Origin of the sequence: Dactylosporangium sp. NPDC050688 (assembly GCF_040654515.1) — a bacterium.
Taxonomy (GTDB): domain Bacteria; phylum Actinomycetota; class Actinomycetes; order Mycobacteriales; family Micromonosporaceae; genus Dactylosporangium.
This window is the reverse complement of record NZ_JBFAIC010000041.1, coordinates 47002-62092: the sequence shown is the minus strand read 5'-3', so window position 1 is coordinate 62092 and position 15091 is coordinate 47002. Positions and strand designations below refer to the sequence as shown.

The following is a 15091-nucleotide window of genomic DNA, read 5'->3' as shown; positions in this document are numbered from 1 at the left end:
TTGGGGTCGTGTTGGCCCGTTCCGGTCAAATCGGAGGACGACCGGAACGGGAGCCGACATGGAAAGCGCACAATCCGTCGCCGCGGAGGTACGCCGGAAGGCGGCCGAGGAGCCCGGCGAGCCGATCGCGCTCATCGACCCGCACTGGGAGGGCGACGGTCCGGTGCCCGCGTGGGCGGTGATCGGCGCCTGGCAGGTCGACGAGGCCGGGGACGTCGTCGGCTTCGAGTACAACGACGAGTACCGGCCGACCCCCGAGCGGCTCGGCTGGCCCGAGCCGACCGATCCGGTGGACGCGGCGATCCAGTTCCTGACCGTCGGCTACCGGACCTTCGACGACGTGGCCAGGGCTCTGGTGACGGCCGAGGTCGCGGTGCTCCTCGGTGCCGACGGCACGCCGGCGTCGCTGGCCACGCCGGCCGGTGAGCCGGCGGTCGCGATCTTCACCGCCACGGAGCACTTCGGCCCCCTGGTCAACTTCGGCTTCACGGCGATGCCGGTGACCGACCTGCTGCCGCTCGTGCCGCCGGGCCATCTGCTGTACGTCAATGCAACCGCCGTAGCCTCCACTGTCGTGCCCGTCGAGGCGCTGCGCGCCGTGCTCGCGCCCACTGAGTGACCCAGGAGTTCTTCCGTGCCCGACCGCAGGCGAACCACCAGCGAGCCGCAGGACCCGCAGGACGCTCCGGCCCCCGCCCAGAGCGTCACCGTGGACGGGGTGAACGTCCAGGTCCAGGCCGCCGCCCCCGAGCCCTCGGCGGAGACCCAGGCGGCCCCCGACGCGGCACCGCCGCCGCGCTCGCCCCTGCGGGCCGCGCTGGGGGCGGCACGGCGGCGCGGAAGCCTCTTCGTTTCCAGCCCGAACCGGCCGGGCGACGGCGACACCAGGGCCGAGCCGCCCGGCCGGGTGCCGCGCCCGGTGCGGGCGGGTGCGCTGATCGCCGGTCTCGTGCTCGTCGCCGGAGCCTTCACCGTCAGCGGCCTGCACGACTCCGGCCAGAAGCGGCAGCGCGCGGCGGATCCGGCGAACCAGCTCGTCGGCGACCCGAACAACGGCGATCCCGGTGCGGCACCGGGCGCGGTGCCCGCCCCGCTGGTCCCATCCGCCTCGGCGCTGCCGTCGATCGTGCCCAGCGGCGCCCAGGGCAACGGCGCCAACCAAGGAGGCAGCGGCGGTTCGACCGCCGGCACGGCCGCGGGTGGCGCTGCCGGCAGCACCGCCGGGGCCAACGGGAGCAACGGGGGCACCGGCACCAACGTGAACACTGGCAGCACGCCGAAGCAGAGTGCCGCCCCGGCAGCCCCGCCTCCGGCCGCGGCGGCGAACACCAAGAGGATCATCGGCTGGCAGGGGTTGTGCATCGACGTGCCAGGCTTCAACGGTGTCGACGGGCAGCGCCTGCAGGCGGCGACCTGCAACGGCCAGAAGGCGCAGAGCTGGACCCTCCCCGGCGACGGCACGATCCGCATCTACGGGCTGTGCATGGACATCGCGTGGGCATCGACGGACAACGGCGCGGCGATCCAGTTGGCCCGCTGCAACGGCGGCTGGGCGCAGAAGTTCAACCTGACCGGCGCCAGCGACCTGGTCAACCCCCATGCCGACAAGTGCGTCGACGTCAAGAACTGGGGCGGCAGCGGTAGCCCGCTGCAGCTGTGGGAGTGCTCCGGCGGAGGCAACCAGAAGTGGCGTCTCGGCTGACCAGTCTCCAGCTGATCAGGCCGCTACGTCCACGGGCAGCAGGGTGCGCAGGTCGGAGAGTTCGGGGGTGCCCATCGCGCTGAGCCGCCCGGCCTGCTGGGTGACCATCGCCATGAGCACCTGCCGGGCGTACCGGCCGTTGCCGAAGGTCGCGTCGCGCACCACCGCGTCGAAGACACCGCGTAGCCGGTCCGCGGTCTCCGGCGGGATCTCGTATCCCGAGGTGGCGGCGTGCATCGTGACGATGGTGACCAGTTCCTCGGTGCTGTAGTTGGGGAACTCGATGGTCCGCGCGAACCGGGACGCCAGCCCCGGGTTGGACGACAGGAACCCGTCCATCTCGGCGGAGTACCCGGCCGCGATCACCACGACGTCGTCCCGGTGGTCCTCCATGAGTTTGACGAGCGTGTCGATCGCCTCGTTGCCGAAGTCGTTGCCGGAGTTGCCGGCCCGCGACAGCGTGTACGCCTCGTCGATGAAGAGCACGCCGCCGAGCGCCCGCTCGAAGACGTCCTTCGTGAGCGCGGCCGTGTGCCCGACGTACCGGCCCACCAGGTCGGCACGGGACACCTCCACGAGCTGGCCGCCGCGCAGCACTCCCAGATCGGCCAGGATGCTGCCGTAGAGGCGGGCCACGGTCGTCTTGCCGGTGCCGGGTGCGCCCGAGAAGACCAGGTGGGCGCTGACCGGGGGCACCGGCAGGCCGGCCGCCTCGCGCTGCCGGGCCGTGGCGAGCAGGTTGATCAGGTCATTGACCTCCCGCTTGACGTTCGCCAGGCCCACCATCGAGTTGAGCTGTCCCAGCAGGGCCGGCAGCGCCGAGTCGTTGCGGCCCCGGGCGCCCGACGAGATCAGCGAGCCGCCCGGGAGCTCGATGTCCTCGGGCAGGAGCCGGGTCAGCTCCTCCGGTGTCGCGTCATCCATGTCGGCCAGCCGGGTGGCCTGCCGATCCACCATCTCCTCGAAGACCTTCCGGGCGGTCCGCCCGTTGCCGAAGTTGGCGTCCCTCGGGATGCGGTCGAAGCAGAGCCGCAGCCGCTCGTGCGCTGCCTCGTCCAGCTCGTACCGATGCTTGGCGCACATCTGTTCGACGATGGTGACCAGTTCGTCGGTGGTGTAGTTCTCGAACTCGATGGTGCGGGTGAACCGGGACGCCAGGCCCGGGTTGGAGGAGAGGAAGCCGCGCATCTCGTGCGAGTAACCCGCGGCGATCACCACGATGTCGTCCCGGTGGTCCTCCATGAGCTTGACGATCGTGTCGATGGCCTCCCGTCCGAAGTCCGGGCCGGTCCCCTTCTCCTGGGCGCTGAGCGTGTACGCCTCGTCGATGAAGAGCACGCCACCCAGGGCCTTGGTGAACGTCTCGGTGCTCTTGATGGCGGTGCCGCCGACGATCTGCGCGACGAGGTCGGCCCGGGACACCTCCACCAGGTGGCCGGTGCGCAGCACGCCGAGATCGGCCAGGATGCTCCCGTACAGCCGGGCCACGGTGGTCTTGCCGGTCCCGGGTGCGCCGGCGAAGACGAGGTGCCGGCTCATCGGCGGGGCCGGCAGCCCGACCTCCCGCCGCCTGCGTGCCAACCGGTTGAGGTTGACCAGTGAGGACACCTCGCGCTTGACGCCGGTGAGCCCGATGAGCGCCTGGAGCTCCTGGGACGGCCCGATCGCCTCCTCCGGGTCCGCCTCGGCGACCGGCGCCGCGGCCGCAGACCCGGACTGCCCGCCGGCGGGCTCCGGCAGGGCCACCGGCTGCTGCGCGTAGGCGGCGCCGTAGGCGTCCGGCGAGGAGTTGCGCTCCGACGTCAGGCTCTCCACCGACATGCGCTGGTTCGGTACGGTCGCGAGCAGGCCGGCGCCCCCGTTGCCGGTGAGCGTGCAGTCGAGCACCGTGACCGGATCGCTGGTGCCGACGACCAGACCATGGCCGGCGTTGTCGGTCAGTTCGCAGGTGGAGAGGTTGGCCCGGGCGCCGGCGCCGAGTTGAGCGCCGTTGCCGCCGCAGCGGCGGATGCGCATACGGACCGCGGAGACCTCCGCGTCGTGCTCGACGGCGAGGCCGTGCTCGGCACAGTCGCGGACCTCGCAATCGCGGAGGGTGGCCGATGCGTGCGCGCCGAGCGAGATCCCGGTGGTGAGGGAGGAGAGCACGGTCAGCGCGCTGAAGAACGGCGTCCCGCCGTCGATGCGCACCGAGGTCGCCGCGGTGTCGCGGATCGTCAGGTCGGACAGCCGTCCCCGGCCACCGTCACCCACGAGCACGCCGTGCCCGCGCACCGCCGTGATGGTGGCACCGGAGAGCATCGGGTTGGCTCCGCCGCGGACGACCACCCCATCGGTGACCTCCCGCACGGTCAACGCCTCCCACGACCCGGCCGCCGCGTCCTCGACCACCACGCCCTCGGCCGCGCACTGCTGGATCACCGTGCGGGTCATGCTCGGGTCGCTGCCGCCGCCCACCCGTACCGCGGCGCCGTGGGTGCCGGTGATCTCGCAGTCGGTGATGTTGCCGCGCGACCGTTCCAGCACGCGGATGCCGTCGCCCCTGGCACCGGAGATGCGGCACCCCGTGATCCGGGGTGCGGTCCCCGAGGTGAGCACCATGCCGTGCTCGCCGATGCCGGTCAGCACGCAGTCGGAGATCTCTGGGGTGCCGGAGGTGGCCAGGTACACCCCGACGCCCGTGGTGTCGTGGACCTTGGTGCCGGTGACCGTGGTGCTGCCGGCGTCCTCGATGGCGATGGCCGGTTTGGTGGTTCCGGAGACGTCGCAGTCCACCAGCCGACCGGCCGCCGCCCCGTTGGCGCAGAGGCCGTTGCCCTCGGCGTTGCGCAGGGTGCTCGAACGGATCGTGGGATTGGCCCGGTCGCCGAGCACCACGGCGGAGGTGGCCAGGTTCTCCACCACGCAGTCGGTGACCGTGGAGTCGACCGCGGAGGTGATCACGATGCCGGCGCCGCCGGGATTGGTCACCCGGCAGCCCCGCATCGCCAGCGACCCTCGCTCGCGCACCAGCACACCGGCCCAGCCGTCGCCGGCCACCACACAGTTGTCCATCTCGGCCTGGCCGACCGGCACGTCGACGACGGCGTCGTCGCCGTGCCCGGCGACCGTCACCCCGGCCAGTTTGACGCTCTCGGACAGCACGACGACCGCGCTGCCGTGGGCGGGGTGGATGCGCACGGTCTCCGGTCCCTCTTCCGAGGTGATGGTGACGACGGTGGAGATGCGCAGGTTTTCCTCGTAGCGGCCGGGCCAGACGGTGATGATCGCCCCGCTGCGAGCGTCGGCGAGTGCCGCGCCGATGGTCGGGTGGCAGTCCGGCCGGTCGGGACGGACGGTCAGCAGTTGGCGCACGGCGCCCATCCTGCCAGCCGGCGACGAGCAAATCCTGACGGACTCGGCCCGGACCGTCAGCGACTCGTCGGCGCCGGGTTGGCCGGCAATGACATCTGATGGTGCAAATATTTGTGGTGTCAAGGATCGCCGGAAGAACTGAGCGACGGCCTAGACTTCGCGCCATGGCGTTACCGGACCTTCCGCAGGCTGTGCGCCGCCGGCGGATTCTGGTCATCGAGGATGACCCGACGGTCGCCGAGGTGGTTGTCGGCTACCTGCACCGGGCAGACTTCACCGCGACCGTCGCGGCCGACGGTGACACCGGCCTCGAACTGGCCGAGACGCTCAACCCGGACCTGGTCGTCCTCGATCTCATGCTGCCGCGCATGGACGGCATGCGGGTGTGCCGCCGGCTGCGCGGGCGCAGCCAGGTTCCCATCATCATCCTGAGTTCGCTGTCGGCCGAGGAGAACCGGCTGCGGGGACTGACCGCGGGCGCCGACGACTACCTCACCAAACCGTTCAGCCCACGTGAGCTGGTGCTGCGGGTGCAGACGGTGCTGCGCCGGGTCCACACCACCGCGGCGGCGCCCACGGACGAACTGCGGGCCGGGCGCCTGGTCGTCGACCCGTCCGCCCGGGTGGCGAAGAAGGACGGTGTGCGGCTGGCGCTGACGGCCCGCGAGTTCGACCTGCTCGTCTACCTGATGCGCCGGCCCGGGCGGGTGCTGCGCCGGGACGAGTTGATGCGCGGGGTGTGGGCGTACGACTTCGGTGACGCGTCCCCGGTGACCGTCCAGGTGCGACGGTTGCGGGAGAAGATCGAGGACGACCCCGCGCACCCGTCGATACTGGTCACCGTCTGGGGAGTCGGGTACCGGTTCGACGCCGGTCCGTCGGAGGCCGGCGCGTGAGTCGGGACACCGTCGTGATTTTGCTGGTCGCGGCCTCCGACTCACTGGGCGTCGGCCTGCTCGGCATCCTGGTGGTCCGGCTGTTGCGCCGGCACTCGGTCCTGGTCCCGCTCGTCGGCGCGATCGTCATCACCGCGGGCGGGATGGCGGCGGCCACCATCGGCGTCGAGGTGGTGACCGCCCGATCCGGTACCGACCTGTCCACCGAACTGCTGGTCATGTGCGTAGCGATGATCGTGTCCATCGCCGCCGGGGTGGTGATGGGTCGCTCCCTGATCGCCGGCAACAGGCGGCTCACGCTGGCCACCCGGGCGTTACGGGACGACATCCGGTTCCGCGCGCCGGAGGACCCGCCCACCGCCGAGCTGGCCGAGCTGGGCCGGGAGCTGGCGATCACCAGCGCGAAGCTCGCCGCGGCGCAGCGGCGCGAGCGGGCCACCGAGGCGTCCCGGCGCCAGCTCGTCGCCTGGATCTCGCACGACCTGCGTACCCCGCTGGCCAGGCTGCGGGTGATGATCGAGTCCCTGGAGGACGGGGTGGTCGCCGATCCGGCCCGCTACTACGCGGCCATCCGCACCGACGCCGAGCTGCTGACCCACATGGTCGACGAACTGTTCGACCTGTCCCGCATCCAGGCCGGCACGCTGCACCTGACGCCCACCGTGGTGACCCTCGACGACCTGATCTCCGACGCGGTCGCCGGCCTGCACGTGCTCGCCGCCGAGGGCGGCGTGACCCTCGCTGCCCGGCGCCAGGAGCCGGTCGTGGTGCGAGCGGACAGCCGTGAGCTGGCCCGGGCCTTCACCAACCTGCTCAGCAACGCGATCCGGCACACCTCCGCCGGCGGCACGGTCATCGTGGACAGCCGTACCGATGACGACTGGGCGGTCGTGGCGATCTCCGACGGCTGCGGCGGCATCCCGGAGGAGGACCTGCCCGTGGTGTTCGAGGCGGGCTGGCACGGCACCACCGTCCGCACCCTGGAGGGGGTGCGCGGCGGCCTGGGCCTGGCGATCGTGCGTGGGGTCGTCTCCGCGCACGGCGGTACCGTGACGGTGCGTAACGTCGATGGCGGCTGTTGTTTCGAGGTCCGAATACCACGGGGGGTTCCGGCCGGGTATGAGTGATGATTGAAACCTCAACTGTCCAGAGGAGGCGTGCGTGGTCTACCCGTCCGACTGGGCCGATGACGACGATGCAGCTTCGGTTGAGCTCCCCGCCGGGCCGCGACCGCCGAGCATCGTTCTGATCGCCCTGTTGGCCGTCTCCGGAGTCACGCTGCTGCTGGCCCCGTTCGTCTACGCCGCCTTCGTCCCGCGCGAGCCGCTGCACGAGACGCCCGCCGCCATGGTGGCCGACGTCGGCCGATCCCATACCGAGACGTCACTCGCGACGTTCAGCGCCACCGCCGGGCCCGGCTGCCCGAACGCCAGGGCCGCCTCATACCACCGCGTCGGCAGCTTCTTCAAGGGTCAGGTGGGGTGGCTGCACTTCGGCAGCGGATGCGTGGGGCAGACCGACGCGCTCCCGCTCTCCGGAGACGCTCGCACGCCCAACCCCACGCTGTACGCCGAGTGGGACTTCCACACCGACCCGATCGTGCGCGGCTCCTGCCTCATCCAGGTCTACATCCCGGACGTCGACGACATCATCTTCAACGGCGGCGAACCGGCTCACTACCTCGTCTACAGCGCGATCCAGGGCGGCGATCCGGGCCGCCCGTTCGCCGTTGCCCAGCCCCGCAACCGCGGCAGTTGGGTGACACTGGGCGTTGCCCCGATCGTGCACGGGGAACTGCGGATCGTCATCACCAACCAAGGCGAGAACATGATCGGCTCGGTGCCCACCTATCGGCACGTCTCGGCGAGCGCCGTCAAAGTCACCTGTTCGTAATCACTCCGTTGCGCCGGCAGGATTATTTCTTGCGCAATCCTTTCAAGTACATTGCAGCGTTGCGCGTGTGATCTTTACCGGTATGCCATGCACCTAGCCTCGAGTAATGCGGCTCACATTGCTCGGCACCTTCGAGTTGCGGACCGACGACGATCGGCTGGTGCCGGTCGCCACCCGCAAACGCCGCGAGGTGCTGGCGGCGCTCGCCCTGGAACTCAACCGCGTGGTCCCCACCGAAACCCTGCTCACCGCCGTCTGGGGGCAGGAACCGCCGCCCGCCGCCCGCTCGGCCCTGCAGGGCCACATCGCGCAACTGCGCAAGGATTTCGGCGAGGGCATGCGGCTGATCACCCGCCCGCCGGGGTATGTCCTGCAGGCCGCCGACGACGCCATCGACGTGCACCGGTTCACCAACATGGTCCGGCAGGGCCTGGCCGCCGACCGGCGCACCGCGGTCGACCTGCTGGCCGGCGCGCTCGACCTGTGGCACGGGCCGGCACTGTCCGGGCTCGGCGGCGACCGGCTCGGCGAATGGGCGGCCGCGCTGCACGACACCCGGCTGAACGCGCTGGAGGTGCTCAGCGAGCACCTGGTCGCCCTCGGGCGCGGCGTCGAGCGGCTGGCCGAGCTGCGCGAGGCGGCGCGTCAGCAGCCGTTCCGCGAATCGTTGGTACGCCTGCTCATGATGGCCCTGTACCAGGACGGCCAGCAGGCCGAGGCGCTCGCGGTCTACCACCGCACCCGTGCTGCGCTCGCCGAGGAGCTCGGGGTGGACCCGGGGCCGGTGCTGCGCGGCGCGTACGAGGCGATCCTGCGCGGCGAGACCGGCGCCGGACCCGCGCGGGCGATTGCGGCGCCTGCGGTGTCCCCGGCCCCGGCGGAACGGACCCTGACCCAGTTGCCGGCCCCACCACGCGGATTCGCCGGCCGCGCCGCGGAGCTCACCGCCCTCGATGCCGCCGGTGACCTGGTGCTGATCACCGGCCCGGCCGGCGTGGGCAAGACCGCGCTGGCGCTGCAGTGGGCCCAGCGGCAGAGTTGCCCGGACGGCGTGCTCTTCGCCGATCTCCGTGGCTTCTCCACGGATGAACCGGCCGCTCCGGCCGAGGTCCTGGCCGGCTTCCTCACCGCGCTGGGCGCGGACGTACCCGCCGGCCTGGATGCCCGCGCCGCCGCGTACCGCAGCGCACTGGCGGGGCGCAGCATGCTGGTGGTGCTGGACAACGCGTCGTCCGCCGAGCAGGTGCGACCCCTGCTGCCCGGCGCCGGGGTACGCACCGTCGTGACCAGTCGATACCGGCTCGACAGCCTGGTCGTCGGGGAGGGCGCGACACCGGTGTCAGCGGGGCCGCTCGCCGCCGCGGACGCCACCGCGCTGCTGGCCGCGCTGGTCGGCACGCACCGGCTGGACCGCGAGCCGGACGCGGTGCGCCGCCTGCTCGCCGCCTGCGACGGCCTGCCGCTGGCCCTGCGCATCGCCGCCGCCCGGCTGGCGACCCGCCCCAACGAGCCGGTCTCGGCGCTCGCCGACCGGCTCGCCGACGAGTCCACCCGCCTCTCCGTGCTGCGCACCGACGACCAGGCGACGGGCGTGGCGGCCGCGCTCACCCTGACCAGCCGGCACCTGCCGCACGCCCCGGCCCACCTGCTGCGCTGCCTCGGCAGGCACACCACGACGACCATCACGCTGGTCGAGGCGACCATGCTGACCGGCCTGCCGGCGACCGACGTCCGTGAGGCATTCCGCACGCTGGAGGCCTGCCACCTGCTGACCGAACTGCCCGGCGACCGGTACGTCACCACCGGGCTGACCCATCTCTACGCCCGCGATCTGGCCCGCCGGCCGGAGGTGACCGATCTGCCGGTGCGCCGGATCCGCCTTGCCGGGCCGGCCGAGTCGCGCGAAGCCCGGGGGGAGATCCCGGCGCAGCGACCCGGCGTGCGGCGCGCGCACAACCGGCCGCCGGTGGGCGCCACCAGTTCCTGACGGCGCTCCTCCGCCCGCGGCGTCGCAGCGCCCGGGGTCGTGTCCGCGCTGGTGGTCCTGCCCCAGACAGCGGCCGAGCCGGCTCATCGCGGTGGATGGCAGGTGATCGCGCGCCTGCGGCAGCCGCCACCTCCACAAGAGGTAGAAGAATCGTTCCAGGGCACCGATTTCTCTACCCTTTGTCCTGCGGCCGCCGACCGTGCCCTTGCCGAAAATCTCATCCGTGCAGGTCAGGCGGCATGTTGGTATTCGTGGCGGATGCCGCTGAGGATGATGTCGATGCCCGCGTCGGCGAGGATGGCGTCGAACAGTTCGGGTACTTGCCGTCCCGGTCGCGGATCAGGTACCGGGCTCGGGAGCCGGTGTCTTCGAGGTCCATGACAGCGCCAGGGCCTGGCACGCTCATCCGCCGAGCGTCACCCGCAGGATCTTCTCGTTGCTGTTGTCCGGGATGCTGTCCTTGTCGCCGGTGTTGGAGGTGGTGAGCCACAGCGCGCCGTCGCGGGTCGGCTCGACGGTGCGCAGGCGGCCGTAGGTGCCCACGAAGTACTGCTGCTGGCCAGTCAGGCTGCCGGCGCTGGTGATCACCGAGCGGTACATGCGGGTGCCGCGCTGGCACGCGATGTAGAGGGCGTCGCCGACGACGGCGATGCCGCTGCACGAGCCCTGCGCCACGGGGTAGGTGGCCTTCGGGGCGATGTACCCGGCCGTGGCGCAGCTGCCGGTGGTCCCCTCGCAGGCCGGCCAGCCGTAGTTGCCGCCGCGGATGATGAGGTTGGTCTCGTCCATGACGCTGTTGCCGAACTCCTGCTCCCACAGCCGGCCCTGGGCGTCGAAGGCCAGGCCCTGCGGGTTGCGGTGCCCGTAGCTCCACACGGCGTTGCCGAACGGGTTGTCGGTCGGGACGGAGCCGTCGGGGTTGATGCGCAGCACCTTGCCGTTGAGGCCGTCGAGCTTCTGGGCGTTGTCGCCGTTCTGCGCGTCGCCGGTGCTGGCGTACAGCTTGCCGTCGGGGCCGAACCGCAGCCGCCCGCCGTTGTGGTACTTGTTGCGCAGGATGCCGGTCAGCAGCACCTGCGCGGTGCTGGTCACCAGCCGGTCGTTCTCCACCTTGATCCGCACGATGCGGTTGTCGGTCGCGGTGGTGTGGAAGATGTACAGCCAGTGGTCCGTGGCGAATGTCGGCGCGATCTCGATGCCGAGCACACCGCCCTCGCCGTCGGTGCCGGCCACGCCGGGCACGGTGCCGATGACGGTCTTGGCGCCGGTGACCGGGTCGAGGTGGACGATGTCGAACCGGTCCCGCCGCGTGTACAGCACGGTGCCGTCGGGCAGCGTGAGCAGCCCCCACGGCAGGTCCCGCTCGGTCGTGACCTGAGTGACGCCGCAGACGGGGTTCGCACACGACGCCCCGGTCGTCACGGTCACCGCCGCGCTCGGCGAGGACACGTTGCCCTGCGCGTCACGGGCGGTCACGGTGTACGTGTAGCTGGTGCCGGCGGCCAGGCCGCTGTCGGTGTACGTCACCGCGCCGTTGACCGTGGCGACCCGGGTGCCGTTGCGGTACACGTCGTAGCCGGTGACGCCGATGTTGTCGCTCGACGCGGTCCAGCCGAGCGTGACCGTCGTGCCGGCAACCGAGGAGCGCAGACCGGTCGGCGCGGTCGGCGGCTGGGTGTCGGCCTGGCACGGCGGCGGGGTGACCGGCACGGTCGCGCTCGCCTGCGACACGTTGCCGGCCGCGTCCCGGGCGTTGACGTACAGGCCCCAGGTCACGCCGGCCGGCAGGGTCAGACGCACCGAGAGCGTCGCCGGGCCGAGTGAGGTCATCAGCTGCCCGTCGTGGTACACGTCGTAGTAGGCGACGCCGACGTCGTCGGTGGCGGCGTCCCAGGCGAAGTCCACCGAGTTGCAGGTCAGGTTGCTGATCCGGGCGTTCGCCGGCGGGGTCGGTGGCCGGCTGTCGGTGGCGCCCATGCTCCACTGCTGGCTGCCGCGGCCGGTGCAGGTCGACAGGACCACCTGCGTGCCGTTGGCGGTGGCCCCGCCGCTGGTGTCGAGGCACAGGCCGGACTCGACACCGACGATGGTGCTGCCGCTGATCCGCCACTGTTGGTTGGCTCCGCCGTGACAGGTGTAGATCTGTACCTGCGTGCCCGGCCGGGTGCCGTGGGCGACCGCGTCGAGGCAGCGGGTGCCGTCGAACAGCCGCAGTTCCCCCGCCGCCGTCGACTGCCAGGCCTGGTTCGCCGCCCCGGTGCAGTCGCGGATCTGGACCAGGCTGTTGGTGCTGGTGCTGCCGCGTACCCCCAGGCACCGGTGAGACGTGGCGCCCACGATCGGTACACCGGTGGCCGCCGCCGCGTTCGAGGCGCCGGCCAGCAGCCCGGCCGAGGCCGCCACCAGCAGCGTGGCCGCCACCGCCCACCATCGGGTCGCCGTCAGACGTGCTGACATCTGTACCTCCGGTTCTGCACAGGTTCGGGTCAGTACGGGTTGCCGGGCAGGTTGAGGCGCACGCTGTAGATGCCGAAGCCCGCCGAGGGGGTGCCGGAGGTGATGAACAGCGTCCGGCCGTCGGGGCCACCGAAGGCAGCGTTGGTGGTGCTGCGACCGACGGTGATCACGCCCAGCTGCGCGCCGCTCGGCGCGAACACGTGGACCGTGCCCTCGGAGTTCGACGCCCAGTACAGGTTGCCGGCGCAGTCGATCGTCACCCCGTCGGGCCCGTTCATCGACGCGAAGACGCCGCGCTCGCCGATCGTGCCGTCGGTGCCGATGGGGTACCTGTAGATCTGGTTCGTGCCCATCGCCGCGACGTACAGGGTCCGGCCGTCGGGTGACAGGGCGATGCCGTTGGGCTGGCGCAGGCTGCCGTCGACGAGCTGCACCTGGCCGTTGCGGACACGGAAGACACCGGTCATGCCGTCCATCGCGTCGGGCCGGTTGCCCCGCTGGTACGTCGGGTCGGTGAAATAGACGGTGCCGTCGGCGGCGATGGTGACGTCGTTGGGGGAGTTGAAGAGCTGGCCGTTGTAGTTCGCCGCGACCGTGCTGCGGGACCGGTCGGCCAGGCTGTAGGCCGAGACGCTGCGCTGGTCGTGGGTCGCCGCGACGACCCGCGCGCCGTCGGGCGTGACGGCCAGGCCGTTACTGCCGGCGTTCTGGATGAACTGCTCGAAGCCCGCCTGCGGGGAGTAGCGCCAGATCGTCGACGGCTGCACACCCTGCGCCCCGGTGGCGCTCTGCATGTCGGAGAACAGCAGGTATCCGGGGTTGGCGACCCACGTCGGCCCCTCGGTGAAGGAGAACCCGCCCCGCACCAGGCTCGCCGCCACCGACGACGCCGGCAGCGGGTTGACCGACGTGGAGCACGCCGGCGTCGATGGGCTGGAGGAAGGGCTGGACGACGGGCTCGAAGGCGGCGCGGACGACGGTGTCGCCACCGGTGCGGTCCACCGCTGCTCGGCGCCGCCACCGCACGACCACAGCACGACCCTCGTGCCGTTGGCGGTGCCGGCGCTCCTGGCGCTCAGGCACAGCCCGGACTGCACGCCGCTGATCGTGCCGTCGGCGTTGACGTTCCACTGCTGGTTGCTCTGCCCGTTGCAGTCCCAGATCACGATCGACGTGCCGTTGGTGGTGCCCCGCCCGTAGGCGTCCAGGCACTTGTTGCCGTACACCTGCAACTGCCGGCCGGCGGTGTACGTCCAGCGCTGGTTCGCGCCGCCGGTGCAGTCCCACAGCTGGGCCTGCGCGCCGTTGGCGGTGCTCGCGCCGCTGACGTCCAGGCACCGGCCGGACTGCGCACCGACGATCGCCGTGGTTTGCCCCGGCGTGATCGTGGCGGCCAGTGCCGGCGCCCGGGTCGCCAGCACCACACCGGCGAACACCACCGCGGTGGCCAGGCCACCGACCGCGACCGCCCGCCGGGCGCGCCCCGCGTTCGGGTTCGAGCTGGTCATGGTGCTCCCCTTCGACCATGGAAAATGGCGCCGCGATACGGTTTCCGGCCCGCCTCATCCGACGATATTCGTCAATGCCACAGTCTGCTTCGGCGGCCCGGAGACCGTCAAATCGGGCCGGCAACCCCATCTCCGCCCCGGGCGGTATCACCAGCGGTCGACTGAAACTTTCCCCATACCGAGAAAACAAAGAATGCCGTCGGGAAAACCGTTATGCACGACCGTTCCGCAAGGTCAGATGGACGTCATCGCTTCGGGTGTGCTGGGCCGGACCCGCGCAGAAGGACGGAACCCGGCATGACGGCCCTTGCGTCACTGCTGTGCGACAGCATCCCCAATGCTGAACCGGCCACCGACATCGACGGCGTCTGGACCTGGTCTTTCTTCCACCTTCGATATGTGGCGGCATTGAGCGCCGACGGCGAATACTTCCACCGCATCAACGTGGTGGACGACTTCGATGCGACGCTTGTCCGGAACATGGTCCGGCTGCTGCGCGAGCGGCATCCCGGTCCGGCGGCCGCGCCCGTCACGGTGGTCGCAGGGCTGGACTCGCCGGGGTTCGCGTTCGACACGGTCGTCATAGCGGGGCAGGACGTCTGCAACCACGACGAGGTCGGAGTGTCTGAGATCGCGCCGTATTCGCCTTCCCGGCGTGCTCGTGCGAGTTCTCCGGGCGGGAGACGCGTGACGAGGCGTTCCAGCGGTTGATGAGATGACGTCGGTGGCGCAGCTGCGGCGGCCGCGTCGCCGTTCGTGAAACTGTCCCACCGCAACGACGTGCGCGGCAGCTGCACCGACGGCATGGCTCGGGTCTTCCAGCCGTACAGCGTCCTGGTCGCCGAGGTGACCGCGCTGGAAGGTAGCCCGGACGCGTTCGTCGCGTTCGAGAACGCCGCCGGGCGGGTGTGGCGGGTGACGTGGGACGGGCGGTTCACCGTGACCGGGGACGAGGCGGTCCGGCTGGCGTTCCAGCACCGTGATCTGATGGCGCAGGGCAAGGATTTCCACATCCTTATGCCGATCGCTCATCGGCAGCAGCCGCAGCACCGCGAACGCGTTCCGTCACAGCCAGGTAGGCCAGTCGCAGCAGCACGGCAGCCCATCATGCTGCATCGATCAAGCTACGCCCAGGCCCAGCAACCAGATCCACATCTCCGACACCCCACACCGGCCCTCACCAGGGCAGATGGGTTTTCGGCAAGCGCAGGCCCGACGAGCCGGCCGCGCCGAGTGCTCGGCTTCTCCTGGCCGGTGCTGATCGGCCTGGCGGCGCTGGCCGCGCCCAGGGTTG

At 71.4% G+C, this 15091-nt stretch carries 9 protein-coding genes and 1 pseudogene; 7 read left to right on the top strand and 3 right to left on the bottom strand.

Annotation, left to right across the window (positions count from 1 at the left end):
- Window positions 1–58: 58 nt before the first annotated feature.
- Both AB0H83_RS32010 and AB0H83_RS32005 read left to right on the top strand, forming a co-directional pair.
- Complete coding sequence (locus AB0H83_RS32010; RefSeq protein WP_360101507.1) at window positions 59–619, top strand: type VII secretion system-associated protein; 561 nt, start codon at window positions 59–61, stop codon at window positions 617–619.
- 705 nt (window positions 620–1324) lie between these two features.
- Window positions 1325–1702, top strand: a pseudogene (locus AB0H83_RS32005) (RICIN domain-containing protein); the annotation flags it as partial.
- Between the two features lie 15 nt (window positions 1703–1717).
- On the opposite strand, the gene AB0H83_RS32000 reads toward AB0H83_RS32005, so the two are convergent.
- Window positions 1718–5056, bottom strand: coding sequence for a right-handed parallel beta-helix repeat-containing protein (locus AB0H83_RS32000; RefSeq protein ID WP_360101505.1), 3339 nt, complete (start codon window positions 5054–5056; stop codon window positions 1718–1720).
- A 164-nt stretch (window positions 5057–5220) separates the two neighbouring features.
- Between AB0H83_RS32000 and AB0H83_RS31995 the strand changes: the two genes are divergently transcribed.
- The 4 genes from AB0H83_RS31995 to AB0H83_RS31980 all read left to right on the top strand — a co-directional run bounded on the left by AB0H83_RS31995 (window position 5221) and on the right by AB0H83_RS31980 (window position 9832).
- Complete coding sequence (locus AB0H83_RS31995) at window positions 5221–5952, top strand: response regulator transcription factor (RefSeq protein ID WP_360101503.1); 732 nt, start codon at window positions 5221–5223, stop codon at window positions 5950–5952.
- Window positions 5949–7079, top strand: a complete 1131-nt coding sequence (locus AB0H83_RS31990) for a HAMP domain-containing sensor histidine kinase (protein ID WP_360101501.1) — start codon at window positions 5949–5951, stop codon at window positions 7077–7079. Before AB0H83_RS31995 ends, AB0H83_RS31990 begins: the two co-directional genes overlap by 4 nt.
- Before the next feature lie 34 nt (window positions 7080–7113).
- Entirely contained in the window at window positions 7114–7845 is a 732-nt protein-coding gene (locus AB0H83_RS31985; RefSeq protein ID WP_360101499.1) for a hypothetical protein, read from the top strand.
- Window positions 7846–7951: 106 nt separating this feature from the next.
- On the top strand, window positions 7952–9832 hold the full coding sequence (locus AB0H83_RS31980; RefSeq protein ID WP_360101497.1) for a BTAD domain-containing putative transcriptional regulator: 1881 nt from the start codon (window positions 7952–7954) through the stop codon (window positions 9830–9832).
- Window positions 9833–10234: 402 nt separating this feature from the next.
- Here AB0H83_RS31980 and AB0H83_RS31975 read toward each other — a convergent pair whose 3' ends face one another.
- Together AB0H83_RS31975 and AB0H83_RS31970 are read right to left on the bottom strand one after the other, a co-directional pair.
- On the bottom strand, window positions 10235–12289 hold the full coding sequence (locus AB0H83_RS31975) for a PQQ-dependent sugar dehydrogenase (protein ID WP_360101495.1): 2055 nt from the start codon (window positions 12287–12289) through the stop codon (window positions 10235–10237).
- Window positions 12290–12318: 29 nt separating this feature from the next.
- Window positions 12319–13797 carry an SMP-30/gluconolactonase/LRE family protein gene (locus AB0H83_RS31970; protein WP_360101493.1) on the bottom strand — a complete coding sequence of 493 codons (1479 nt, stop codon included), beginning with the start codon at window positions 13795–13797 and terminating at the stop codon, window positions 12319–12321.
- A gap of 297 nt (window positions 13798–14094) precedes the next feature.
- On the opposite strand from AB0H83_RS31970, the gene AB0H83_RS31965 reads away from it, so the two are divergent.
- Window positions 14095–14508, top strand: a complete 414-nt coding sequence (locus tag AB0H83_RS31965) for a hypothetical protein (protein WP_360101491.1) — start codon at window positions 14095–14097, stop codon at window positions 14506–14508.
- Window positions 14509–15091 lie beyond the last annotated feature (583 nt).

Excerpts from the sequence above, each read along its gene's own strand:
- AB0H83_RS31965 (WP_360101491.1), top strand. The coding sequence starts at position 14,095 with ATGACGGCCCTTGCGTCACTGCTGTGCGACAGCATCCCCAATGCTGAA.
- AB0H83_RS32010 (WP_360101507.1), top strand. The coding sequence starts at position 59 with ATGGAAAGCGCACAATCCGTCGCCGCGGAGGTACGCCGGAAGGCGGCC.
- AB0H83_RS31970 (WP_360101493.1), bottom strand. The coding sequence starts at position 13,797 with ATGACCAGCTCGAACCCGAACGCGGGGCGCGCCCGGCGGGCGGTCGCG.
- AB0H83_RS31980 (WP_360101497.1), top strand. The coding sequence starts at position 7,952 with ATGCGGCTCACATTGCTCGGCACCTTCGAGTTGCGGACCGACGACGAT.
- AB0H83_RS31995 (WP_360101503.1), top strand. The coding sequence starts at position 5,221 with ATGGCGTTACCGGACCTTCCGCAGGCTGTGCGCCGCCGGCGGATTCTG.
- AB0H83_RS31975 (WP_360101495.1), bottom strand. The coding sequence starts at position 12,289 with ATGTCAGCACGTCTGACGGCGACCCGATGGTGGGCGGTGGCGGCCACG.